The sequence below is a fragment of the Bacillus kwashiorkori genome (assembly GCF_001375515.1).
Lineage (GTDB): Bacteria > Bacillota > Bacilli > Bacillales > Caldibacillaceae > Bacillus_BK > Bacillus_BK kwashiorkori.
The window spans coordinates 60,894-84,182 of record NZ_CTDX01000016.1; the positions used below are offsets into that span (position 1 = coordinate 60,894).

The window sequence follows — 23,289 nt, forward strand, 5'->3', positions numbered from 1 at the left end:
TTTTCCCAGCCGTCCTTTTTAAAGGTTGCTATTGTCGAAATTTGATTTCCAATTGATCTCCTGGATTGATTGGATCATAAAATGTTGCATTTTGACCGTTTATTAATATGTTATACGTCCCACTTATTTTTGTCGGAAGCTCAAACTGAACAAAACGAAAAACATCTTGAAAAATAAAGGGTGAGACAGATCTTTGTTTAATCTCTAACTCATTACCTGGATAGACGGTATCTTCTTTTGATAATTGTTCCCCATTCCGATACACTTTCGTACTTTCTTTTTTAAGGAGCACCTTTTCTCCGTTAAAAAATACTTCTATAGACTGTTCGAGTTGCCAATTTTCTTCTTTTGCTAACTGCTCTACTGATGGACATTGTAAAGGTTGAAAGGTTAGCTGATCGCCATTTTTAATAGTATCGGCTAAATTAGTTTGCTTCCCATTTCTGTAGAGACATGAAGAAAATTTATCTGGAAACGATTTTTTTCTTCCGTTTATTACAATATGAAAAGTTTGATGAAGTTCGAGCAACTCCTCTAATTGTAAGTAAGTAACGATTTCCTCAATCGTTTTAGGTAAATTATATTCTATGATATCTCGATCATTAATGCGATAATCTAAACTTTGTTTTACTCCGTTAACAAAAACAACGGGGTCGATTGTATATAGTTTATTGTTAATATATATTTTTTCTGGCCTGTCTTCCATTAAATCTTTGACTGTTAGAACAGTTTCATCACCTGCAGCGCCTTGTTCAGCGGTAATTTCGTCTCCATCTTTAATCACATCGTCAAATGACGCAGGACTTCCATTTAATAACAACAACGGTTGTTTTCCATACTTACCAGGAATGGTAACAGATTGATTATTAACTTGAATGATTTTTGCAAGACCAGGTTTTCCATATAATTGGCTTATTTTTATTCCTGCAGCGATTAAACAATCACCAACAGTTAATTTCTTCGCCTCAAATAAGCGAACTGGAATCCCATTGACTGTGGCTGTTAAATAATGAATTGGATTTTTCCTTGCAGCTAATCCAATTCCAATTGGTGTGATAAATTCAGGACCTTCATAAGCATCATTCACAAAGACAATATCAGCAATAGCTTCAATACCTCGCATTGCCACTCTATTTTCTGGCAAATTTAATTTTTTAGCAATAATTTTCGCTAACTGAGGTGTTAAGCTTCCACCACCGACAAGCATAACTGCCATTGGCGATTTCATGGAGTTTAAACGAAGGATCTCCTCAACTATTAAATTTGCTGATTGTTCAATAGTTGGTAATATAGATTGAATGATTTCTTCTGGAGAATAGCTCTGTTCAAAACCGAGAATATCCGTCATCGAAATAGAGTCATTCGTTGCAAGTTTCCTTTTTACCTTCTCTGCATTTGGAAAATCTAATAAATAATAATCACTAATTGCCTCTGTTATTTCATCTCCAGCAACTGGCACCATTCCATAGTTGACAATCGTTCCACCACTCGTAATGGCGATATCTGATGTGCCGGCACCGATATCTACTAAAGCAACATTTAGTCTGCGCATAGACGGAGGTATTAACACATGAATAGCAGCGATTGGTTCTAAAGTTAATGCTGCTAACTCAAGATCAGCATGTTTGAGTGAAATCGCTAATGAATCAATTACTACTTTCGGTAAGAAGGTAGCAATTACTTCAACAGAAGCGTTAGTACCAGTTTGATCAATCAAATTTCCGATTTTTTCTTCATCTAAATAATAATAAAGAACGGAATAACCTACACAAAAGTATTGGCTTGTTTGTCCTGCTGTTTTATCTATTAATTGCTTTTGTGCTTCTTGTACAGCCACTAATTCTAAGTGTTTGATGTCTTCTTTCGTTAATAATTTACCTTTTATCGGTATTGTTGCTTTTGCTTGTTCCGTTTTCAATGCTCTTCCAGCTGCTGCAACATAAGCATTTTTTAACGGACCATATATTGCCTCAAGTTCACTTTTTACTTCCTTAATTAAATTTGCGACAGCAAGTACATCGTGAATTTGCCCATCAAACATCGCTCTTTCTGGGTGTTCTTTCACTACGATATGTTTTACAAAAGTTTTTTCGCGAATTTCTATTATTGTTCCGATAATCGTCCTTGTACCAATATCAAGTGAGAAAATATAATCTTGTGTATCCATTTTATACACCTACTTTTAAAAGTCATTTACGTTCAATTTTTCCCATTTCGTGACAATATGGAAAGAATCTTTTATAATTAAGTATTGAGTCAAAAGAATAATGCTGCTTTTAAACATTCAGTATTAAAAAGGTTCTATTTGAAATTTACCATATTTAATAGTTTGGATAAAGAAAAAGTGGAAGTTTAGGAAGGTGTTTTACTTGAATCATCAAGATTTAGATAGTTTGAGACAAAAAATAGATGAAATTAATTTGCAATTACTTGATTTAATATCCGAAAGAGGACAGCTTGCGAAACAAATTGGGGAAATAAAAAAAATGCAAGGAATAAATCGTTTTGACCCAATACGAGAAAGACGAATGTTAGATGAACTAGTCAGTAAAAATAATGGTCCATTTGACAATACAACGATTGAACATTTATTTAAAGAAATTTTTAAAGCGGCATTAGAATTGCAAGAAGATGACCACCGTAAAACATTGCTCGTCTCTCGAGATAATCAGCGAGAAAATACGATTGTACATGTGAACGGGGCTTTGTTTGGCAATGGAGAACCACATTTTGTATTTGGTCCTTGCTCAGTGGAATCCTATGAACAAACGGATGCAGTTGCAAAATCATTGAAAGAAAAAGGGCTCCGTTTAATACGGGGAGGTGCCTTTAAACCGCGAACATCTCCGTACGATTTCCAAGGTTTAGGTTTTGAAGGATTGAAAATATTGAAAGAAGTTGCTAACAATTATCAACTTGCTGTCGTTAGTGAAATTGTTAATCCATCCCATATTGAAAAAGCTTTAGATTATATAGATGTCATTCAAATAGGGGCACGCAATATGCAAAACTTTGAATTGTTAAAAGCAGCTGGTTCTGTAAATAAGCCTGTATTATTAAAGCGTGGACTAGCTGCAACAATTGAAGAATTTATCCTAGCGGCAGAGTATATCATTGCTAACGGAAATAATCAAATTATTTTATGTGAACGGGGAATTCGAACATATGAAAAAGCAACAAGAAATACGCTAGATATTTCAGCCGTTCCAATTTTAAAGAAAGAAACTCACCTGCCAGTTATTGTTGATGTAACCCATTCTACTGGGCGCCGTGACATTTTAATTCCATCAGCAAAAGCAGCGATTGCCATTGGTGCAGATGGTGTCATGGCAGAAGTTCATCCAGATCCTGCGGTAGCACTTTCTGATGCAAGACAGCAAATGGATTTAGAGGAATTTGAAGAATTTTACGAAGAGATTACTGCATTTTTAAGAAGATAGTTTATTACTGTATGGACCTATAGTTATTGTGTTTTTTTTAACATAAAATAATAAATAAGTAATAATTTATGTTATAATATATAAAATCCCTTCTGGATAATTTCTCAGAAGGGTTTTCCCTGTTATATATTGTTTTTTGAAAAAATGATGAAACTGTTTGCAGAATTTTGTCATACTAGCGTATGATAAATACATAGAACACGGAAATGAACGGTAGCTTTGTTCGTACCATTAAGTAAATAGTTGAAAAAATATATTTGTGGGAAAAATAAAGAAAGATAATTCTTTAACCTTTTTATGTTAACATTAATAATAAAATCAAACGATGATTCAAGAATGATGGATAAAAGATAAGGAGATGGACGTAAAGTGAATATAACAATTTATGATGTTGCCCGTGAGGCAAATGTCTCAATGGCAACCGTGTCCCGTGTAGTAAATGGAAACCCAAATGTGAAACCTGCAACAAGAAAAAAGGTGTTGGAAGTAATTGATAGACTTGGTTACCGGCCAAATGCAGTTGCTAGAGGGTTAGCTAGTAAAAGGACGACAACGGTCGGAGTTATTATTCCAGATATCTCCAATACATTTTTTGCGGAGTTAGCTAGAGGGATAGAAGATATTGCAACTATGTACAATTATAATATTATTTTGAGCAACTCTGACCAAAATGAAGATAAAGAATTACATTTGTTAAATACAATGCTTGGCAAGCAAGTAGACGGAATTGTATTTATGAGCGGTAACATTACGGAAAAATTACGGGAAGAGCTAGAGAAATCACCTGCTCCTATTGTATTAGCTGGTGCCATTGAAGAAACTGGAAAAATTCCTTCTGTAAATATTGACTATGAACAAGCTTCTTATGATGTAGTAAAATATTTTATTGATAAAGGTCATCAAAATATTGCATTTGTTGTTGGTCCCCTTAATGAACCAATTAATCAACATAAAAAATTAGTTGGTTATAAAAGAGCGCTAGAAGAAGCTAGAATAGAATTCAATGATGAATTTGTAATCGAAGGAGACTATACGTACGATTCTGGATTAGAGGTGGCAGAACGTATTTTAGAATTAGAAAATAGTCCAACGGCTATTTGGGTTAACTCAGATGAAATGGCTGTCGGTGTTATTCACGGCCTTCAAGATAAAGGATATTTAATTCCAGATGATTTTGAAGTGATTTCCTCCGATAATACACGACTAGCATTAATGGTTCGTCCGCAACTATCATCGGTTGTACAACCATTATATGATATTGGTGCAGTTTCAATGAGATTGTTAACAAAATATATGAATAAAGAAGAAGTAACAGAAAATGTTGTAATTCTGCCACACAGAATTGAATATCGCCACTCAACAAATTAAATTAAGAGACGATATAAAGGAAGAGAGATTTTTCATCTTCCTTTTTTTATTATTTTTTATATAGGAGGATGGATAAAAATTCCAGATTATTTGGGAGATTAATTATGAAAAAGTTTGATTCATTAACACCAATAGGATTACTAATCGGCATATTAATCTTTATTTTTGGCGTTGTATCTGAAAAGGGGCTTACAGGTTTTTTACGGTTTATTGATTTATCTTCAATGATCATTGTCTTTGGCGGACTGACCGCTGCAATGTTAATTAGCTTTTCGCTAAAAGAAATGCGCCTATTGTTCACAGTTATTAGACAAGCCTTCTCAAGACAAGATAATAATCTGTCCCAGTTAATTCAATTGTTCGTAAGGTTGTCTGATAGAGCTAGAAGAGAAGGGTTGCTAGCATTAGAGTCAGAAATTGAGGAAATTGATGATCCATTTATTCGTAAAGGAATGTTGCTCGCAGTAGATGGAATGGATTCAGATGTAATTATTGATATAATGAATGCTGAAATATCGGCAATGGAAGAGCGTCACCGTAAAGGTAGAAGTCTTTTAGAAAAAGCTGGGGAGTATGCTCCTTCTTGGGGGATGATTGGTACTTTAATTGGATTAATATTAATGTTAAATGATTTAAACGATCCATCAACACTAGGTCCAAATATGGCTATAGCGTTAATAACTACTTTATATGGGTCATTATTGTCCAATTTAGTATTTATACCTTTAGCAGCGAAGTTAGCATTAAAGACAGAAAAAGAAGTTTTCATGAAGCAAATTGTTATTGAAGGTGTCATCGGCGTTCAATCGGGGCAAAATCCGAAACTATTAAATGAAAAACTTAGTGCCTTTTTATCTGGAAGTGATTTAGAAGAAAATACAAGTGATAATATGGTTGAAGGTGATGAATAATGAAGAGAAAAAAAACACCTCCTTCTCAGAACAAAGGTGCGCCGCGCTGGATGGTTACTTATTCAGACTTAGTTACATTAGTTTTAGTATTTTTCATTTTGCTATTTTCTATGTCACAAATTGATATGCAAAAGTTTCGTGCAATCGCGGATTCCTTTCGCGATCGTAATATTTTTGAATTTTATCCATCTGCGATACAACTTGACCAACCGCCCCAACAAATTTTAGATGGAGACGGAGATAATAAAGAGTTAAATAGTATGACTGACGCAGAAAAAGCAGAAAAGGAAGCGGATAAAAGACTCGATAATCTACTTACAGAGGTTTCAAAGTATATTGATGAAAATGATTTACAAGATATCATTGTTATAACTAGAGTAGAGCGAGGGGTAGTACTTGTTTTACCAGAGCAAATCCTTTTTAATACTAGTGAAGCAGTTATTTTAAATAGCGGACTGCCTTTTTTAAATAAAGTAGGTTCCTTGTTAAAAGACATACCGAATATTGTTAAAGTGGAAGGCCATGCCGATGGGAGACAAATTAATACTGTTCAATATCCGTCTAACTGGGAATTGTCTACTGCACGGGCAAGTAGTGTTATCCGCTACTTCATTGAACAATTCAACATTGACCCTACCAGATTCATTGCTACTGGCTATGCTGAAACAAGGCCAGTAGCACCAAATGATGGACCAGATAATTGGCAAAAAAACCGTCGTGTCGAAATAGTAATCATGGATCCTACCTATGTTGACCATGAAGAGGGAAAAACGGTAACCGAGGAGTAAAAAAGCCGACTAAAGGAAGTGAAATTACCTTTAGACCGGCTTTTTTTCATTAATGCGGAGCAAGGAAGCGGCTTCAACAATAATTAGCATTATAATAAGCATTGATAATTCATGAATCATGTATGAAGTATTAATAAAAGTTAACGTTATTTTTTCGTATTTGAATTAGAGCGGTTAATGATTTGTAATACTTTATCTACTGTTATTCTATTTTTTTCGTTAATTTCTTTTCGCCTTGGAATGGGAGGATAAATATTGTCCTCATCTTCCCACTTTGTTGGCAATGAAACAGGTGCATGTTTCTGCCATTGATGAAGCCACTCTTCTGGCAGTTGTCCCTCAAGATGATGGTCTATCATCTCTAGCCAAAGGAATGCCCAGGCACGTGGAACGACCCGCCAAATATCATAACCACCTCCGCCAACAGCTATCCAGCGACCATTACAATATTGATGGGCTAGTTCGTGAGCAAGTTTAGGAATTTCACGATATATTCTCATCGTTGCTGATAAATGTGTGAGCGGGTCGTAATAATGGGCATCTGCACCATTTTGTGTAAAAATAACATCTGGTTTAAAATATTCCACTATTTCTACTAATGCCGTTCGATAAGCATGCATAAACGATTCATCTTCCGTGAATGCATCTAACGGAATATTAAAAGTATAGCCATAGCCCTCACCGTGACCTCGTTCATAAATAGAACCGGTTCCAGGGAATAAATACCTGCCTGTTTCATGAATCGAGAAAGTACATACATTGGGATTATCGTAAAACGCCCATTGGACTCCATCCCCATGATGAGCATCGGTATCTATGTATAAAACTTTCGCTTGATATTTTTGTAAAATATATTTAATAGCTATTGAGCAATCATTATAAATACAAAATCCAGATGCTTTTCCTTGTAATCCGTGATGCAACCCGCCACCAAGGTGGAGAGCATGTTCGTATTCCCCTTGCATTACTAAATCTGTAGCTGTTAATGTTCCTCCGACGATTAAGCTGCTAGCTTCATGCATATTTTGAAAAATGGGCGTATCTTCCGTCCCCAAACCATAACTTTCAGCAGTGTCCGCTTGTAGCTCCCCCATTCCTGCCTTTTTCACCGCATTTATATATCGTTGGTCATGGGCAAGCAATAGCTCCTCTTCTAATGCGAAACGTGGTGGAATGATGTCTTTATCAGATATTACTTGACTATGTTGTAATAAATCTAACGTCATTTTTATGCGTTGTTGATTGAAGGGATGGTTTGCATGAAATTTATAGTTTAATAATTGATCTGAATAGACAAAAGCGGCTTTATTTTTCATGGTGAAATCCTCGGCTTTTTCGGCCAAAGTACCTCATAGTCATTTGCTAAAATAGCATCCACTATACTATTTGGATTGATTGTTTCTATCCGAAATACAAGAATTTTCTTATCTTGGCTCGATTTGTCTGGATAGACGAATATACTTTGAATATTAATATGATGCTGGCGTATTATTTCTACAACATCAGCCAAAATACCAGGTTTATTTTTCACGCGAACTTCCAAATGACTACCTGGCTGATTAACACCGGTAAGTTCAACAAATGTTCTTAAAACATCTGTTTCTGTAATAATACCGATTAAGCGATTATGTGCGACGATAGGCAGACAACCGATATTTTCCCGATAAAAAATTGCCGCTACTTCTTCAATAAAATCTAATGGATGGGCGGTAATGACATTCGTTGTCATTATTGATTCAATCGGTCTCGAAAATACATCGTGCTGTTCTTCTGAATAAAAGATGGAAGGGACTGCAGAACGAATATCTCTATCGGTTACAATCCCGATACAGGAATAGTCGCTGTCTACAATGGGGATATGCCGGATTTGCCGATCTTGCATTAATTCTATAGCATCTTTGATCATATCTGTTTTGTTTAAAGTAAAAACTCTTCGAATCATTACGTCTTGTATGAGCATTTCAATCCCCCTTTATTTAATACATAAATCGGTTCATAAAGCGCAGACGATCAAATTTTTCAATATCATCTTGCTTTACACGACTGCCAATTCTTACCATCAAGCAGTTTGCCGGATGTGAACTAATTTCAGGGTCATCTGTTGCAAACCAAACGAGCCCTCCTGCATTCATCATTTTTTCCATTACTTTTCTATATTCCCAAACATTTAGTCCAGTCCCTTTTAAATCCCAATGCCAATAATATTCTGTCGTAATGATAATGTAGTCTTCCATTGCGTCATCCATCATCGAAACGATGAGTAATTGTTTACCGATGGATAAACCGCGATAAGGCGGAGCAACTTCAATGGCGCCAAGTTCGAGAAGATTCTCCATATTACCTTCTGACCACCGTTCTAGTGGATCTGGATATAAATATGTTACATAGCCAACAATAATATTTTGTTGGCGGGCAATGATAATCCGACCCTCATCTAAATTAGCAATTTCCACTAACGCTGTTTGTTGTTCTTTTGGCGGGCGGAATGCAACAAGTCCTTCATGAAATTGATAGCTTGCTAATGTTTCCGATGATACAGGACCTTCAATAATTAATGTCCCTTTAGGTGTTTCTATACTTTTTTTAAAATATTGTTTCTTATGTTCCATCCCCTCACCTAACCCTTTTTATTTTCTATAATTATATTATACAAAAAAGTAAGAAAGAAAATATAATTTTATGTAGAAAGTATAGACACTTAATGTAATTAAAAAATTGAGAATTGGTGTAATATACCCTATAATAAAAACTGTATTAAACAACAAGGGGGAATATATGTGAAAGCGCTATCGGCTAAATCAGGGGATTACAATTTACTAAATTATGATGAAACGTATGCAAACTTCCGTTGGGAAGATGCTGAGCAAAATTTTACCTGGTACAAAACAGGGAAAGTTAATATGGCTTATGAGGCGATTGATCGTCATGCAGACAGTTTTCGTAAAAATAAAGTCGCTCTTTTCTATCGTGATCTAAATAGAAATGAAAAATATACGTTTAAAGAAATGAAAGAATGGTCCAATAAAGCAGGAAACGTATTCAAAGATTATGGGGTTACGAAGGGAGAGCGTATTTTTATTTTTATGCCACGGTCTCCTGAACTTTATTTTTCTTTATTAGGTGCTATTAAGCTCGGAGCAATTGTTGGACCACTATTTGAGGCTTTTATGGAAGGCGCTGTCCGCGACCGATTGGAGGATAGTGGAGCGAAATTTTTAGTCACCACTCCTGAATTATTGCCGCGAGTTCCAGATTTACCACAAATAGAAAAAATTTTCTTAGTCGGTGATAACGTTGAAGAAACAGATAAATTTATTGATTTAAAGCGTAGCATGTCTAAAGCGAGTAACCGTATGGATGTTGTTTGGGTCGATCGTGAAGACGGGTTAATTCTTCATTACACATCTGGTTCCACAGGTAGACCAAAGGGAGTTTTACATGTACATAATGCAATGATTCAACATTATGTAACAGCAAAATGGGTTCTTGACTTGCGGGAAGAAGACATTTATTGGTGTACTGCTGATCCAGGTTGGGTTACAGGCACATCTTATGGCATTTTTGGCCCATGGTTAACAGGTTCAACGAATGTAATTGTCGGGGGGAGGTTTAGTCCAGAAGCATGGTACCAAACGATTGAAGACTATGGTGTAACCGTTTGGTATAGTGCCCCTACGGCTTTTCGGATGTTGATGGGTGCTGGTAATGATATTGTAAATGAATATGATCTCACTTCTTTACGTCATATTTTAAGTGTTGGGGAACCGCTAAATCCGGAAGTAATTCGTTGGGGTGCAAAAGTGTTCGGCTTAAGAATTCATGATAATTGGTGGATGACCGAGACAGGAGCACAATTAATTAGTAATTATCCATGTATGGATATTCGACCAGGTTCGATGGGGAAACCAATCCCAGGTATAGAAGCAGCTATCGTTGACAATCAAGGAAATGTATTACCCCCATATCAAATGGGGAATTTAGCCATTAAAAAAGGCTGGCCATCCATGATGCGTCAAATCTGGAATAACCCCGAAAAATATGAATCCTATTTTTTCCAAAATGGATGGTATATTTCAGGTGATTCCGCTTATATGGATGAAGACGGTTATTTTTGGTTTCAAGGAAGAATTGATGATGTAATTATGACTTCTGGGGAGAGGGTTGGACCTTTTGAAGTGGAAAGTAAATTAGTGGAACATCCGGCAGTTAGTGAAGCAGGGGTAATAGGAAAACCAGATCCAGTCCGTGGAGAAATAATTAAAGCCTTTATTGCTTTACGGGAGGGATATTCACCTTCCGAAGATCTTAAAGCGGAGATCCAATCATTTGTTAAAAAAGGCTTAGCGGCTCATGCAGCTCCGAGGGAAATCGAATTTCGTGATAAGCTTCCAAAAACGAGAAGCGGAAAGATTATGCGCCGTGTTCTCAAATCATGGGAACTAAATTTACCGACTGGTGACCTTTCAACTATGGAAGACTAGACTAGTCAAAGTGGAAGACTAAAAATAAGCAGGCAAGTGGAGAAAGCCACTTGCCTGTTCGTATTATCCCACATTAATCATAACTATTCTTCACTGTCCCTCGGTCTTGGAAGCTCAATTATGATTTCATCTTCATCTCCATCTTGCGGAATTTCGATTATTAATCCTCTTTTCACTATATTTGATAAGTCTGACTCGTTACCAGCAATATCAACGGCAGTAATTGCATATTGCCCCATTGACGGTATTCGATAAGAAAGCTTCGTTCCAGAGGAGATGCTAGCAACTTTTTCTCTATTTCCGTTAACAATCTTATATACCCGATAACCAATAATATCGTTTTCTTTATGTTCATTCCACTGAATAGTGTTTCCAGACAATTTAATTTGAACAGGTGCAGGAACTTTTCCATTCTCATCAATTTTTGCATCTGGTACTAATACGTTTGCCCACTGACTAGTATTTGGTATCAATTGGTCAATATCTTTTAATGTTGCTGGTGCAATTTGTTTTATAAAGTCCAGATTAAGCATGATACCTTCGTACGCAAACTCATCAGGAGTGGAAGCCATTGCTAAATATTTTTTGTTTTTAATTATTACATATTTACCATTAATGATGCTGTTATCCTCTTCGGTCGGTACATATTTATCGATAAAATAGTCGGACATTGCAAATCCAGCTTTTTTACATGCTTCCGATGGCAATAACCCGGAGACACCACAATATTCACGCTTGACAATTCCACCTGGCATTTTAAACGTATCTTTTGCACCTACGATTTCAGGAACAATTTTATTCGTTGCATTCATTAGTTCAGCCCAAAGTTGCAAATGTTTTAATGTATAAGAATTAGGAATTCTTGCTGGAGTATCATAACCCATCCAAATTCCAAGGGTAACATTTGGATTTAAACCAACGAACCATATATCTCTAGCATCATTAGATGTTCCGGTCTTGCCCGCAAAATCTGCTGAGAAATTTAAGTAATTGGCTAAAGAACGAGCAGTTCCTTTTTTCACTACATCACGCATCATATCTACAGTTAAATAAGATGCTTGCGGGGAAAAAACTTCCACCGGTTCTGCCTTATGTTCAAAGATTACATTTCCATTTTGATCGACAATTTTTTCAACTAAATTAGAGTCAACAAAGTTACCATAATTTCCAAATGTAGCAAAAGCATTTGTATTTTCCTCGACACTAATATCGGGTGCTCCTAATGCAGTGGAAGGAGCGGTATAATGATCTCGCCTTAAAGAAGTGATGCCCATTTTCTCCAAATAATTTTTCACAGGGTCTCGTGGTAAAATTTGGTTAAAAAAGCTAACCGCCGATACGTTATAGGAATGGGTTAAAGCTGTTCTTGCCGAAGTTAAACCATAATAACGTTCACTAAAGTTTTGTGGCCACGCCCTGCCGTTAATTCTAATACCTAAGTCGACATCTGCAACAACGGTTCCTGGTGATATTAAGCCCATATCAATTCCTGGACCATATACAACGAGTGGTTTTGCTGTAGAGCCAATCGGTCTAAGTGCTTGACTATGATCGGTTTGCTCCCGGCTAAAATCTCTTCCGCCAGAAAAACTAAGAATATTCCCTGTTTTATTTTCGATAAGCATAACACCGACTTCAATCGGTTCAGTTGCCATATATTCTTCTTTTGTTTCGGGGTCTTCTTTCTTTACTTTACGGGAAGGTGCATACGCTTTAAAGTTTTTAATAACTTTTTGGTATTCTTCATACAGTTTTTTATTAACAGTCGTATATATTTTGTAACCGTTTCGGCGCAAATCTCTTCCTGCAAGTGTTTTATATTTATCACTAAGAATTTTACTGTTTTGCAAATCTTCTTTCGAATATCCATCTTTTTCAGCTAAAACGTAGCTTAAAATTTCTTTCGCCCGGTCTTCTACTCGAAAAGTTAAATAAGGGTATTTATCTAACGGATTTGCTCTAGATGGAATAAAGTCTTTTACAATATCATATTCTAGTGCATCTTCATATTCCTTTTTGGAAATGGCACCTGCTTCATACATTCTTTGTAAAACAACTTTTTGCCGACTAAGGCCTGGTTGCAAATATTGTTCCTCTTTTATTTTCCCTTCCCGAGTAAAAGGAGTGTATCGAAAAGGACTTTGAGGAAGCCCAGCAATAAAAGCAGCCTGGGGAATATTTAAATCTTTTGCTTCAACTCCAAATATTCCTTTCGCAGCCGCTTGGACACCGGCAATATTACGACCAGATGAGTTTCTGCCGAATGTGGAAACATTTAAATATGCTTCCAAGATTTCCTCTTTGTCAAAAAATTTCTCTAATCTCAAGGCAAGTAAAATTTCCTTCGCCTTTCTTTCAAATGAAACTTCATTAGTTAAAATTTGGTTTTTAATTAGCTGCTGCGTGAGCGTACTACCACCAGACTGTGTAGAAGAGTTTGTTACTTCTTGAAAAAGGGCCCGAAAAACAGCTTTAGGGACTATCCCTTCATGATCGAGGAAATTTTCATCTTCGGTAGCTATCACTGCATCCTTTAAATATTCTGAAACTTGATCAATACTTACTTCTTCTCGTTCTAAGTCTGTTCGTAGTTTTCCTAAATACGTGTTATTAGCAAAATAAACTTCGGACGTTTCTTCGTAGTTATAAATATCTCTTTTCATGCTTTCATAGGAACGTGGTTTTTCATCTTTTACTAAAGATGCGAAATAACCTACACCGACACCCATCCCGAGTACTACAATTAAAAGGCCAATAATCAGAAAAACTAATATAAGATTCCATATAACAGAGTAGGTTATGCGAAAGGTCATTGCTGTAGTCGGATGAACTAATACCGTTTTGAGCGACCTAAAGGTTTCTATTACTTTTTCATAAAAAGCTCTCATCTCTATCCCTCCAAAGACAAATTATAACATAGATTGATTTGTGTAACTGTATTTTTTACATTGACAGTTAAAATTTCTTATGGTATAAAAGTTATTAATATTACAACTGGATAATGTTAAAGCGATGAGAGGAATAAGTAGCGTTACTTTCCCTGTTGAAGAGAGCTGGTGGTAGGTGCAAACCAGTACAAAAAGTTAATGCGAATTACATCCTTGAGCATTCATTGTGAAGAGAAAACAAGTAGCAATGAACGGATAATATACCGTTATACAAATGAGCGGAGGAAAGTTACTTTTCCTCAAGTTGGGTGGTACCGCGATATAATCGTCCCTTCGAAAAGTATTCGAAGGGATTTTTTGTGTGTTTAAAGGGAGTTGAAATTTCTCTAAGAAAATAAGCAATATATCTGGTAATATTCCTGAACACGTTAAGTCTTTAACATCAGCTTTAGCAAAATTAGTGAAAAACATGCAAAGGAGCAGATAAAATGAATTTACTGGAAGATTTACAGTTCCGTGGTTTAATTAATCAAATAACCGATGAAGAAGGTTTAACAGAGCTATTAACGACCCAAAAGATAAAATTATATTGTGGATTTGATCCAACAGCAGATAGTTTGCACATTGGCCATTTACTGCCCATATTAATGTTGCGTCGGTTCCAACAAGCTGGACACCATCCTATTGCTCTTGTCGGTGGGGCAACAGGACTTATTGGTGATCCGAGTGGAAAAAAAGCCGAACGAACATTGAATTCTGCGGATGTCGTTTCTGAATGGAGTAACCGTATAAAAGAACAACTTTCTCGTTTCCTGGAATTTGATAATGTAGAAAATCCAGCAAAAATGGCGAACAATTTTGATTGGATTGGGAAAATGGATTTAATTACTTTTTTAAGAGATGTAGGGAAAAACTTTGGATTAAATTATATGTTAGCAAAAGAAACGGTACAGTCCCGAATTGATTCTGGTATTTCCTTCACAGAATTTAGTTATATGATCATGCAATCTTTAGATTTCCTCATGCTTTATAAAAATGAAAATTGTCGGTTACAAATCGGTGGCAGTGACCAGTGGGGGAATATTACTGCGGGACTAGAATTAATTCGTAAATCGGTAGATGATGCAAAAGCATTCGGATTAACGATTCCTTTAGTAACGAAGGCAGATGGAACAAAATTCGGCAAAACAGAAGGTGGGGCAATTTGGCTAGACCCAGAAAAAACTACACCTTATGAGTTTTATCAATTTTGGATTAATACTGATGACCGTGATGTAACGAAATATTTAAAATACTTTACATTCTTGTCTCATGAGGAAATCATCCGTTTAGAGGAAGAGACAAAGTTAGCACCGGAAAAAAGGGTAGCCCAAAAGACACTAGCAGAAGAAATGACCCGTTTAGTACATGGAGCAGAAGCACTTCAACAAGCGAAAAAAATTACGGAAGCATTGTTTAGTGGAAATTTAAAAGAATTATCCGCAACAGAAATACTGCAAGGATTTAAAGATGTTCCTTCACATAAAGTGGAGACTGATTCCATTGGGTTAGTAGATCTATTAGTAGATGCAAAAATTTCCCCTTCGAAACGTCAAGCACGGGAAGATATTCAAAATGGTGCAATATATATAAATGGGGACCGGATTACAGATTTAAGTTACATTATTACTAGTGAAAGTAAAATTGAAGGCCAATTTACGATCATTAGAAGAGGGAAGAAGAAATACTATTTAATCACATATTAATCAGTTTGAAAATGGTGAGCCACTACATACAGGCTCACCATTTTTGTTACGATTGTCTAATTTTTAATGCAACATTAGAAAAGGCTGTATGGTAAAAGGAGAATATTCGATTTTCATAACGGTGTTTTAGCTCATTTTTAATTAACTGACGAATGTTCATCTTCTCATAGTCGTTATAACGGACAAAAATTGAATAATTAGCAGGGGGGAAACTTTTTATTTCATCTAATGGTATTTCGATAACTCCAGCTCCATTTTCGCTAATTTGAACAGGTAAAGTATATTCATTGTGAGCATCCTTACTATCGCGGATTAAAACATCGGTTATCGAATGTAAATGATCCCCATATACTTGGAAATGTAAAATATATCGATTATGTTCACAAAGATGTTGCTTAAATGTGAAATAAAGTGGTATTGGAATGTATCGATATTTTTCTTCCAAAAAAGGAATGACAACAAAAGGCTTTTGTTTTTTAATAATTATTTCCTTTACTTTAGTATTTCTTTCCCACTCTAGAAGGCGAGTAACATCCCGGTAACGTTTTTCTAATATTAGTTCGTAAATAACTTTATGAATCGGCTGCAAAAAATTATCAGTGAAATCATATTTTAACTGTTTTGCTGTTTTCACAATCCGTTTAAATTTATAATAGTAGAACAGTTTTAATTTTGTACTTTGAAAATGGGGTGTTGTAAAAAATCTTCTTATTAAATCGTATTCATAAATTCGATTAACAATCATTTTTTCGATTTGACTATCCAATTTTCGATTTAAAATGTAATGGATGACTTGCAAATTATAATTTGTTTTCTGTAATATGTTCGTCTGATTGGTCAAACGTGTTTTTATAGTTTCTTCCAGCCGGTTGACATAATAAATTGGTTTTGTTGTTGTAGAGATCTTCTGACAGCTTGTTAATACATCGATAAAAAATTGCTTATCTTCAGCGAATTTCATTTCAGGAAATTGAATTCTCTTCCTCTTAATAAAGCTCGTCCTCATCATTCTAGCAGTTGGACCTAAATGGTGAAAAATATGTGGTATAGAAAATGGTGAGACACTTCTCCTTTCCTTACATGACTGATGTTCCCCAACGACTTTAGACCTTCCTTTTTCTATTTGTATTGTTTTTCCTACTACATATGGATCACCAGTTTCCTCTAAAATCTCATATAAGATTTTTAACCCATCATAGTGTAACCAATCATCCGCATCTAAAAAAGTAATGTATGGAGAGGTCGCTAACTCAATACCTATATTTCTCGGATATCCAGGTGAACCAGAATTACAGTCGAGTAAAACGACTCTAATATTGTCGTAACACTCAACATAATTTAATAAAATTTCACGAGAATGATCAGTGGAGCAATCGTCTATTAATATATACTCAATATTTTCAAAGCCAATGGATTGGTTCATTACTGATTCTATGGATTGACTAATGAATTTTTCTGCATTATATACAGGTGTGATAACTGTAACGAGATAATTTCTCTTTTGCCGCTGCTTGCTTATGACAGTATAAGCCCCTCTTTTATAATATGGGAAAAGTTTTTGGAAGTGATTTTGCCAATTTTTAATTTGTAACATAATGCTTCACGTCTTCCTTTAATGATTTGAATAGAAAAGCCCATTATTTTTCTAACCAAAATTTGATATTTTATTCAAAACTCTGACGTAAATAATTGGTAATAGAGAATGAAAAAAGGTAATATCCTGCTATAATGAAAATTAATGGGGAAATGTTTAACTAATATGCTGAAAAAGGAGGGATTATTTAACTGATGATAAAGCAGAAGTTTGTCGTCGGCCTTTGTTCGTCCTATTCATTATTTATGGTAGTTATAATGATTTATTATTATTTACAAGCTGACTCTTTTAAAGCACTAGTTGCTGTTGCAGGGATAGTTTGTGGACTAATTCCACTATTATTAAGGATACGATTCAATAAGCCGCTAATAATTTCGTACCTTTTATTTTTATTTGCCTCCCAATATTTAGGTTCCATTCGTGGGTGGTACAGTTTAGGGTACTGGGATACAATATTGCATTTTTTAAGTGGAGTGTTGCTTGCATTCGTAGGAATTGCTCTATATGAACATTTCATAAGCCAAGCGGTTGCCGTACTCATCTCTCCACTTTTCTCCTTTCTATTTATATTTGCATTTGCCACTTTAGGCGGAGTGATATGGGAAATATATGAATTTAGTGCCGATGAACTTTTTCATCTTACCCTACAAGGTGGTGGAAACCGCGATACGATGATTGATTTAATCGCCGATGCAGCTGGTGGTTTCTTCATTGGTTTGGTGTATTCGATTGTGCGAAGAAGCAGATAGACTTAGTTTGATGCTTTTCTTTGTTAAAATGAGTGAGTTTGTGAAACTTTTCCTTTGCAAGTCCGTATTAAAAACAAGGATTATTTTTTCATTACTAGCTTTTAGTCGTTGTAATATTGACAATATGATTAAATTCTCCTAAACAATCTTGTAACAATGATTTTTAAGTTGTAAAATTATTGTATAGTTATTTTTTACTAAAATTTCTTTTTTTATAGGCTACCCTGAAAATATAGCTATGTTCATGTACTATGGTGAAAAATCGGTTTTATGGGTTATGTTATTGTTTATTGTTGATTTTTAGTCAGTTGTTGATTGTAGTGTAGGGCGGCGGCGAGTCCTCGAAAAAAGCATTTGCTTTTTCCTTCGTGCGATGCATCGCTTCCGAAGCGTTTCTTGTCCACGGGAACAGCACGAGCCGAAGACCCTACAGACGCGTAGCGTTGAAGCGGCTGAGGCCGTGCCCGCGGAAAGCGTCCGCCTGAAACGGAAATCAACACCAATCTGTAACACAGCCTTTGTATAACTAAAGCTTCTAAAGTTTCTATATTTGTGATTGATTATACATTTCTAATAGGAGGGGTGAGAATGATAACAGATTTAGATCATGCGATTACTACAATAAAAGCTGCCGAAGAAAATGCCCAACAGCTCATTATAAAAGCAAAAGAAAAAGAGCAGGAGATTGTTGAAGAAGCTCATTTGTTAGCGAAAAAACAATATGCAGACATAATTGAAAGTGCTTACAAAGAAGCACAAGTGCTAAAACAGTCAGCAAAGATAGAAGGGGAAGCGGAGGCGAAAAAATTAAAGGAGTTAGGTTACGAGTCGCTCGTCTCATTAAAGCAGATTAGTGAAGAACAAATTAACGAAGCAGTAATGATGATAATGGAGAGGATAACAAATGGCAATCGTTCAAATGAGTAAATTTAAGTTAATTATCTTTTCTAATAATCGAAACGCTCTCCTCCATGAATTACAAAACTTTAAATACGTCCATTTTCATAATTTAAATGAAGATAATATTCAAAAGGAAATTGGGTTTTCTCATATTGATGTAGATGACAAGCTTACCTTTATCAATGAGGAAATACAAAAAGTAAGCTTTGCGATTGAAACATTATCAAGTTATGAAACAAAAAAAACAAAATTAGAGGAAATAAAAACTGGAATTGCCTCGTATGAGCTTACGGAAGTAGAAAAAGCGGTTAACTCCTTTCAATTCGATCATTTTTATCGAAAATTTCGGGAATTAATTAGTGAAAAGGAATATCTCGAAAATTCAATCGAGAAAATATTAATGCGAATTAACGAACTATCTCCATGGCTTTCTATTACTGAGCCAGTATCACAACTTCATTCTTTTCAACATTGTACCGTCGAAATAGGAAATATCCCAAAAAAACTGAAGAAAAACATCGAACAACAAATGGAGCAATTAAAGTTGACTGTCTACAGCTTTATTTGTGAAGACAAAGACAAACTGAATGTATTGATTGTTGCCCATCGAAATGAAGTGGACCAAGTTCAAGAAATATTACGAAATAATAGTTTTTCAAGAAGTAATTTGAATATACAAGATACACCTGAAAAGGAAATTTCACGACTACAAACAGAAATGAAACAAATGAGAGAAAAATTACAAACTATTAAAACTAAACTACAAGAACTGGCCATTCATATGAGGGAACTACAATTATTATATGATTATTTAATGATGGTCAAGTTAAGGATTTCCACAAATCAGAACTTTTTAGCGACAGATTATTTTAATATTATTGAAGGTTATGTACCAACCAAATTAACGAACGAATTTACACAGACATTACAAAATAATCTAGGTGAAGATTATTACCTTGATTTGAATGTTGCAGACGATGAAGATCCTAATGTACCGATTCTACTAGAAAATTCTAAGTTTGCACAGTCATTTGAGTCGCTAACAGAAATGTATGCGCTTCCGAAGTATAAAGAAATTGATCCTACTCCACTTTTTTCAATCTTTTATTTACTGTTTTTTGGAATGATGGTGGCAGATATAGGGTATGGAGCATTAATGCTAATTGGGACGTATTTTGCATTGAAACTTTTGAAACTAACGAATAAGCAGCGAAGGTTTATCCGGTTTTTCTATTATTTAAGCTATTCTACTATCTTTTGGGGAATCATGTACGGGTCTTTTTTTGGAGACGTTATTGCTATGCCGGCAGTAATCCATGCAACAGAACAATATAATTTATTATTAATTTTAGCGATTGCTCTTGGTGTTGTGCATATATTCTTTGCGTTAGCTATACAAGGTTATATGCATATCAAAAATGGAAGATTCATAGATGCCTTATTTGATGTAGGTTTTTGGTATTTAACTTTAGGAGGCGGGATCGCGTACTTATTATCTTTATTTGTGAATATACCTGCAGTTATCAAAATGATTGGCTTAGTAATCATGGTAATCGGTATGATTGGGATTGTAGCTACTGGTGGTAGAGAAAGTAAAGGATTAGGCGGTAAAATTGGTGGTGGTTTATACAGTCTTTATGGAATTTCCAGTTATATAGGGGATTTCGTATCTTATTCAAGACTAATGGCTTTAGGCCTTTCGAGCGCTTTTATTGCATCAGCGATAAATATGATGGTCGGTATGTTATTTGACCTAGGATTTATTGGTATCCTATTTGGAATTGTTGTATTTATCGTTGGCCAAGCCTTTAATATATTTTTAAGCATCTTAGGTAGTTATGTTCATACAATCCGCTTAACATATGTTGAATTCTTTGGAAAGTTTTACGAAGGCGGAGGAAAGGCATTCAAAGCTTTTCAAAGTGAACCAAAATATATTCAACTGAAATAGTAATAGAACAAAACACTTTTAAGTAATAATTAAAAACTATAAAAATGTAACTATTTAGGAGGTATTTTTCATGAGTTTTGCTGAAGTTTTTGTGAATTTTGGTGGAGTTGTATTTGGTGGTTTAGGAGCTGCATTAGCAGTGATTATGTCAGGAATTGGGTCAGCACGCGGTGTGGGTCTCGTTGGGGAGGCGGCTTCAGGTTTGATGATTGAAGAACCAGAAAAGTTTGGGAAATCATTAGTATTGCAATTGTTGCCTGGTACTCAAGGACTTTATGGCTTCGTTATTGGATTATTAGCTCTCACACAATTATCAGCCCATATGGATTTAGCACACGGCTTATATATGTTAATGGCGTGTTTACCAATAGCCTTTGTAGGCTGGAGATCTGGAATTTTTCAAGGGAAAGTTGCCGCAGCAGGTATTACAATCTTAGCGAAAAATGAAGGACAGACAACGAAAGGGATTATTTATTCCGTCATGGTTGAAACGTACGCACTGTTAGCTTTTGTTATCTCCCTTATATTATTAACAACGGTTAGTTTTTAATTTTTTTCTATAGTGGAAGAGTGGTAGTACTTGATAAGGTGAGGATGTGAGAAAATGACGAGAATAAATCAACTTACTGCAAAAATAATGGATGATACAAATCAAGAAGTGGAGAAAATAATCGAAAGAGCAGAAGAAAAGAAAGTAAAAATAATTCAAGAGACAATAGCAGAAGCACATAGAGAACGCGAGAAAATTATCGGAAAGGCAAAATTTGATGCTAATTTATTGAAAGAACAACTAATCTCTAATGCTAGAAGAGAAATCCGCGATGAAAAGTTAAGAGCGAAACTAGATATAATTGAAGAAGTCTTCATAAGTGCGGAAGAAAAGTTAGTAAATATGAATGACGCTACTTATGTACAAATATTAACAAAACAATTACAAACAAAAAACTTTACAGGGACGGAAGTACTAGTAGTTCCCGAAGATAAAAGAGCTATTGTGAACAAATTGCAGCTTCCAGTCAAAGTATCTGATACTGAAACAATTGATTCAGGCTTTTTGTTAAAAGACGAACAGTCCATCTTTAACTATTCATTCACTTTTTTATTACAATTTTACAAGGATGAACTAGAATTGGAAGTTGCCAAAGTATTGTTCGATCATTAGGAGTGATTTCATGAATAGAATGGACTTTACCCAAGGTGTAGTTCGTACAAGGGTACTTGAAAAAAAGCTTCTCACCAAGTCTAGGTATGAACAAATGATTGAAGCAGAACATGTCGATGAAGTGCAAAAAATTTTAAGTGATACTAACTATGCAACTACAATGACAGAAACATCTGCAGAAGGAATCAGCGATCAGTTATTCACGAAAGAACTAGTAAAATTATATGAAATAATGTGGGAACTGTCTCCTAACCGGAAAATTATTGACTTGCTTGCCCTTAAATATGATTATCATAATTTAAAAGTATTAATAAAAGAAATTATACTAGAAAAAGATTTTTCCCATCTTTACATTCCAATCGGTATATTAAATATAACGAAAATTAAAACAGCATTAATCGAAGAAAATTTAAACTCGATTGAAAAGCATGTTCAAGCAGCAATTGTGGATGTGCTAGCAGATTATAAAGTTTCTCGTGATCCGCAGCGGATAGGCATCATTTTAGATCGTTTATATGTTACCCACTTATATAAAGCAGCAACAGAAACAGAAATACCTTTATTTATTGAGTTCGTGAAAACAATGATTGATTTTATTAATATCCGTACCCTTTTACGCCTTCAAAAACAAGGAAAAGAAATAGGATTTTTCCAAGAAGTTCTTCTCATGAACGGTTATATCAACAAAGAGGCGCTGATGCTAGCTTACAATGATACAATTAATGATTTAAGGAATAAATTGAAAAATACAAAAAGTGGTGACTATCTAGTAAAAGCTTTGGAACTTTACGAGCAAACGCATCAATTATCAGATTTTGAGAAAGTAATGGAGAAAAGTCTTATGGATATTGTAGCAGTTGCGAAAAATATCCATTTCGGTCCGGAGCCACTTTTTGCCTACGTCTTTATGAAGGAAGCGGAATTAAAAAACTTACGGATCATTATTATTTCAAAAGCGAACCAAATTCCACCTGAATTAATTAGGAAGAGGGTGCGTGATATTCATGTATAAAATTGCAGTAGTAGGTGATAAAGAATCGGTTCTTGCCTTTCAAGCACTTGGGGTAGAAGTATTTACTGTGAGTGGTGAAGTCGAAGCGAGGAAAATAGTGGATACATTAGCAAAAGATTACGGAATTATTTTTATTACTGAGCAGATTGCCAGTTTAATAGAAGATACGATAACAAGATATGATCATCAATTTTCTCCAGCGGTCATTTTAATTCCAAGTAATCAAGGCACATTAAATATCGGTATGAGACGAATAAATGAGAACGTCGAAAAAGCCGTTGGATCAAATATATTATAGGG

At 35.1% G+C, this 23,289-nt stretch carries 19 protein-coding genes and 1 other annotated feature; of the genes, 13 read left to right on the top strand and 6 right to left on the bottom strand.

From position 1 onward, the window contains the following. Window positions 1–28 precede the first annotated feature (28 nt). Window positions 29–2,167: a cell division protein FtsA gene (locus BN1242_RS09525; protein WP_062354926.1), complete on the bottom strand. Its 2,139-nt coding sequence runs from the start codon at window positions 2,165–2,167 to the stop codon at window positions 29–31. Between the two features lie 202 nt (window positions 2,168–2,369). On the opposite strand from BN1242_RS09525, the gene BN1242_RS09530 reads away from it, so the two are divergent. From BN1242_RS09530 to motS, 4 genes are all read left to right on the top strand, one after another. Next, on the top strand, window positions 2,370–3,440 hold the full coding sequence (locus BN1242_RS09530) for a bifunctional 3-deoxy-7-phosphoheptulonate synthase/chorismate mutase (RefSeq protein WP_062354929.1): 1,071 nt from the start codon (window positions 2,370–2,372) through the stop codon (window positions 3,438–3,440). A gap of 369 nt (window positions 3,441–3,809) precedes the next feature. After that, window positions 3,810–4,808 (top strand): catabolite control protein A, encoded by a 999-nt coding sequence (gene ccpA / locus BN1242_RS09535; RefSeq protein WP_062354935.1) that lies wholly within the window; start codon window positions 3,810–3,812, stop codon window positions 4,806–4,808. Between the two features lie 104 nt (window positions 4,809–4,912). After that, complete coding sequence (gene motP, locus BN1242_RS09540) at window positions 4,913–5,719, top strand: flagellar motor protein MotP (protein WP_062356949.1); 807 nt, start codon at window positions 4,913–4,915, stop codon at window positions 5,717–5,719. Beyond that, window positions 5,719–6,507 carry a flagellar motor protein MotS gene (gene motS / locus BN1242_RS09545; protein WP_062354937.1) on the top strand — a complete coding sequence of 263 codons (789 nt, stop codon included), beginning with the start codon at window positions 5,719–5,721 and terminating at the stop codon, window positions 6,505–6,507. The genes motP and motS overlap by 1 nt, the downstream gene beginning before the upstream one ends. A 146-nt stretch (window positions 6,508–6,653) precedes the next feature. Here the strand turns inward: motS and BN1242_RS09550 are convergent, their stop codons facing one another. From BN1242_RS09550 to BN1242_RS09560, 3 genes are read right to left on the bottom strand one after another with little or no spacing between them, the layout of a single operon-like run. After that, the gene (locus BN1242_RS09550) at window positions 6,654–7,823 is read right to left on the bottom strand and encodes an acetoin utilization protein AcuC (protein ID WP_062354941.1); all 1,170 of its coding nucleotides are present in this window, start codon (window positions 7,821–7,823) and stop codon (window positions 6,654–6,656) included. Beyond that, window positions 7,820–8,467 (bottom strand): acetoin utilization AcuB family protein, encoded by a 648-nt coding sequence (locus BN1242_RS09555; protein ID WP_062354945.1) that lies wholly within the window; start codon window positions 8,465–8,467, stop codon window positions 7,820–7,822. Before BN1242_RS09555 ends, BN1242_RS09550 begins: the two co-directional genes overlap by 4 nt. A gap of 16 nt (window positions 8,468–8,483) precedes the next feature. After that, window positions 8,484–9,116: a GNAT family N-acetyltransferase gene (locus BN1242_RS09560; protein WP_062354949.1), complete on the bottom strand. Its 633-nt coding sequence runs from the start codon at window positions 9,114–9,116 to the stop codon at window positions 8,484–8,486. A gap of 162 nt (window positions 9,117–9,278) precedes the next feature. Between BN1242_RS09560 and acsA the strand changes: the two genes are divergently transcribed. Continuing rightward, the gene (gene acsA, locus BN1242_RS09565) at window positions 9,279–10,988 is read left to right on the top strand and encodes an acetate--CoA ligase (RefSeq protein WP_062354952.1); all 1,710 of its coding nucleotides are present in this window, start codon (window positions 9,279–9,281) and stop codon (window positions 10,986–10,988) included. Window positions 10,989–11,071: 83 nt separating this feature from the next. On the opposite strand, the gene BN1242_RS09570 is transcribed toward acsA, so the two are convergent. Beyond that, on the bottom strand, window positions 11,072–13,876 hold the full coding sequence (locus tag BN1242_RS09570) for a transglycosylase domain-containing protein (RefSeq protein ID WP_071435509.1): 2,805 nt from the start codon (window positions 13,874–13,876) through the stop codon (window positions 11,072–11,074). Window positions 13,877–13,991: 115 nt separating this feature from the next. After that, window positions 13,992–14,212, top strand: a binding site (T-box leader). 152 nt (window positions 14,213–14,364) lie between these two features. On the opposite strand from BN1242_RS09570, the gene tyrS reads away from it, so the two are divergent. Further along, entirely contained in the window at window positions 14,365–15,621 is a 1,257-nt protein-coding gene (gene tyrS / locus BN1242_RS09575; protein WP_062354955.1) for a tyrosine--tRNA ligase, read from the top strand. A 46-nt stretch (window positions 15,622–15,667) separates the two neighbouring features. On the opposite strand, the gene BN1242_RS09580 is transcribed toward tyrS, so the two are convergent. Further along, window positions 15,668–17,215 carry a glycosyltransferase family 2 protein gene (locus BN1242_RS09580; RefSeq protein WP_062354958.1) on the bottom strand — a complete coding sequence of 516 codons (1,548 nt, stop codon included), beginning with the start codon at window positions 17,213–17,215 and terminating at the stop codon, window positions 15,668–15,670. Between the two features lie 194 nt (window positions 17,216–17,409). Here BN1242_RS09580 and BN1242_RS09585 point away from each other — a divergent pair, with 194 nt between their 5' ends. From BN1242_RS09585 to BN1242_RS09615, 7 genes are all read left to right on the top strand, one after another. Beyond that, window positions 17,410–17,964 carry a DUF2238 domain-containing protein gene (locus BN1242_RS09585; RefSeq protein ID WP_062354962.1) on the top strand — a complete coding sequence of 185 codons (555 nt, stop codon included), beginning with the start codon at window positions 17,410–17,412 and terminating at the stop codon, window positions 17,962–17,964. 588 nt (window positions 17,965–18,552) lie between these two features. Continuing rightward, a complete protein-coding gene (locus BN1242_RS09590) occupies window positions 18,553–18,891 on the top strand; it encodes a hypothetical protein (RefSeq protein ID WP_062354965.1) in 339 nt (112 codons plus the stop codon). Continuing rightward, window positions 18,869–20,815, top strand: coding sequence for a V-type ATP synthase subunit I (locus tag BN1242_RS09595; RefSeq protein WP_062354968.1), 1,947 nt, complete (start codon window positions 18,869–18,871; stop codon window positions 20,813–20,815). Before BN1242_RS09590 ends, BN1242_RS09595 begins: the two co-directional genes overlap by 23 nt. A gap of 70 nt (window positions 20,816–20,885) precedes the next feature. Next, window positions 20,886–21,365 (top strand): V-type ATP synthase subunit K, encoded by a 480-nt coding sequence (locus BN1242_RS09600; RefSeq protein ID WP_062354971.1) that lies wholly within the window; start codon window positions 20,886–20,888, stop codon window positions 21,363–21,365. A 54-nt stretch (window positions 21,366–21,419) separates the two neighbouring features. Next, a complete protein-coding gene (locus BN1242_RS09605) occupies window positions 21,420–21,977 on the top strand; it encodes a V-type ATP synthase subunit E (RefSeq protein ID WP_062354973.1) in 558 nt (185 codons plus the stop codon). Between the two features lie 10 nt (window positions 21,978–21,987). Next, window positions 21,988–22,989 (top strand): V-type ATP synthase subunit C, encoded by a 1,002-nt coding sequence (locus BN1242_RS09610; RefSeq protein WP_062354976.1) that lies wholly within the window; start codon window positions 21,988–21,990, stop codon window positions 22,987–22,989. Further along, entirely contained in the window at window positions 22,982–23,287 is a 306-nt protein-coding gene (locus BN1242_RS09615; protein ID WP_062354978.1) for a V-type ATP synthase subunit F, read from the top strand. The genes BN1242_RS09610 and BN1242_RS09615 overlap by 8 nt, the downstream gene beginning before the upstream one ends. Window positions 23,288–23,289: the final 2 nt, after the last annotated feature.

Excerpts from the sequence above, each read along its gene's own strand:
- BN1242_RS09585 (WP_062354962.1), top strand. The coding sequence starts at position 17,410 with ATGATAAAGCAGAAGTTTGTCGTCGGCCTTTGTTCGTCCTATTCATTA.
- BN1242_RS09600 (WP_062354971.1), top strand. The coding sequence starts at position 20,886 with ATGAGTTTTGCTGAAGTTTTTGTGAATTTTGGTGGAGTTGTATTTGGT.
- tyrS (WP_062354955.1), top strand. The coding sequence starts at position 14,365 with ATGAATTTACTGGAAGATTTACAGTTCCGTGGTTTAATTAATCAAATA.
- BN1242_RS09560 (WP_062354949.1), bottom strand. The coding sequence starts at position 9,116 with ATGGAACATAAGAAACAATATTTTAAAAAAAGTATAGAAACACCTAAA.
- BN1242_RS09570 (WP_071435509.1), bottom strand. The coding sequence starts at position 13,876 with ATGAGAGCTTTTTATGAAAAAGTAATAGAAACCTTTAGGTCGCTCAAA.
- motS (WP_062354937.1), top strand. The coding sequence starts at position 5,719 with ATGAAGAGAAAAAAAACACCTCCTTCTCAGAACAAAGGTGCGCCGCGC.
- BN1242_RS09610 (WP_062354976.1), top strand. The coding sequence starts at position 21,988 with ATGAATAGAATGGACTTTACCCAAGGTGTAGTTCGTACAAGGGTACTT.
- BN1242_RS09555 (WP_062354945.1), bottom strand. The coding sequence starts at position 8,467 with ATGCTCATACAAGACGTAATGATTCGAAGAGTTTTTACTTTAAACAAA.
- BN1242_RS09550 (WP_062354941.1), bottom strand. The coding sequence starts at position 7,823 with ATGAAAAATAAAGCCGCTTTTGTCTATTCAGATCAATTATTAAACTAT.
- BN1242_RS09615 (WP_062354978.1), top strand. The coding sequence starts at position 22,982 with ATGTATAAAATTGCAGTAGTAGGTGATAAAGAATCGGTTCTTGCCTTT.
- BN1242_RS09590 (WP_062354965.1), top strand. The coding sequence starts at position 18,553 with ATGATAACAGATTTAGATCATGCGATTACTACAATAAAAGCTGCCGAA.
- BN1242_RS09595 (WP_062354968.1), top strand. The coding sequence starts at position 18,869 with ATGGCAATCGTTCAAATGAGTAAATTTAAGTTAATTATCTTTTCTAAT.
- BN1242_RS09580 (WP_062354958.1), bottom strand. The coding sequence starts at position 17,215 with ATGTTACAAATTAAAAATTGGCAAAATCACTTCCAAAAACTTTTCCCA.
- BN1242_RS09605 (WP_062354973.1), top strand. The coding sequence starts at position 21,420 with ATGACGAGAATAAATCAACTTACTGCAAAAATAATGGATGATACAAAT.
- motP (WP_062356949.1), top strand. The coding sequence starts at position 4,913 with ATGAAAAAGTTTGATTCATTAACACCAATAGGATTACTAATCGGCATA.
- BN1242_RS09525 (WP_062354926.1), bottom strand. The coding sequence starts at position 2,167 with ATGGATACACAAGATTATATTTTCTCACTTGATATTGGTACAAGGACG.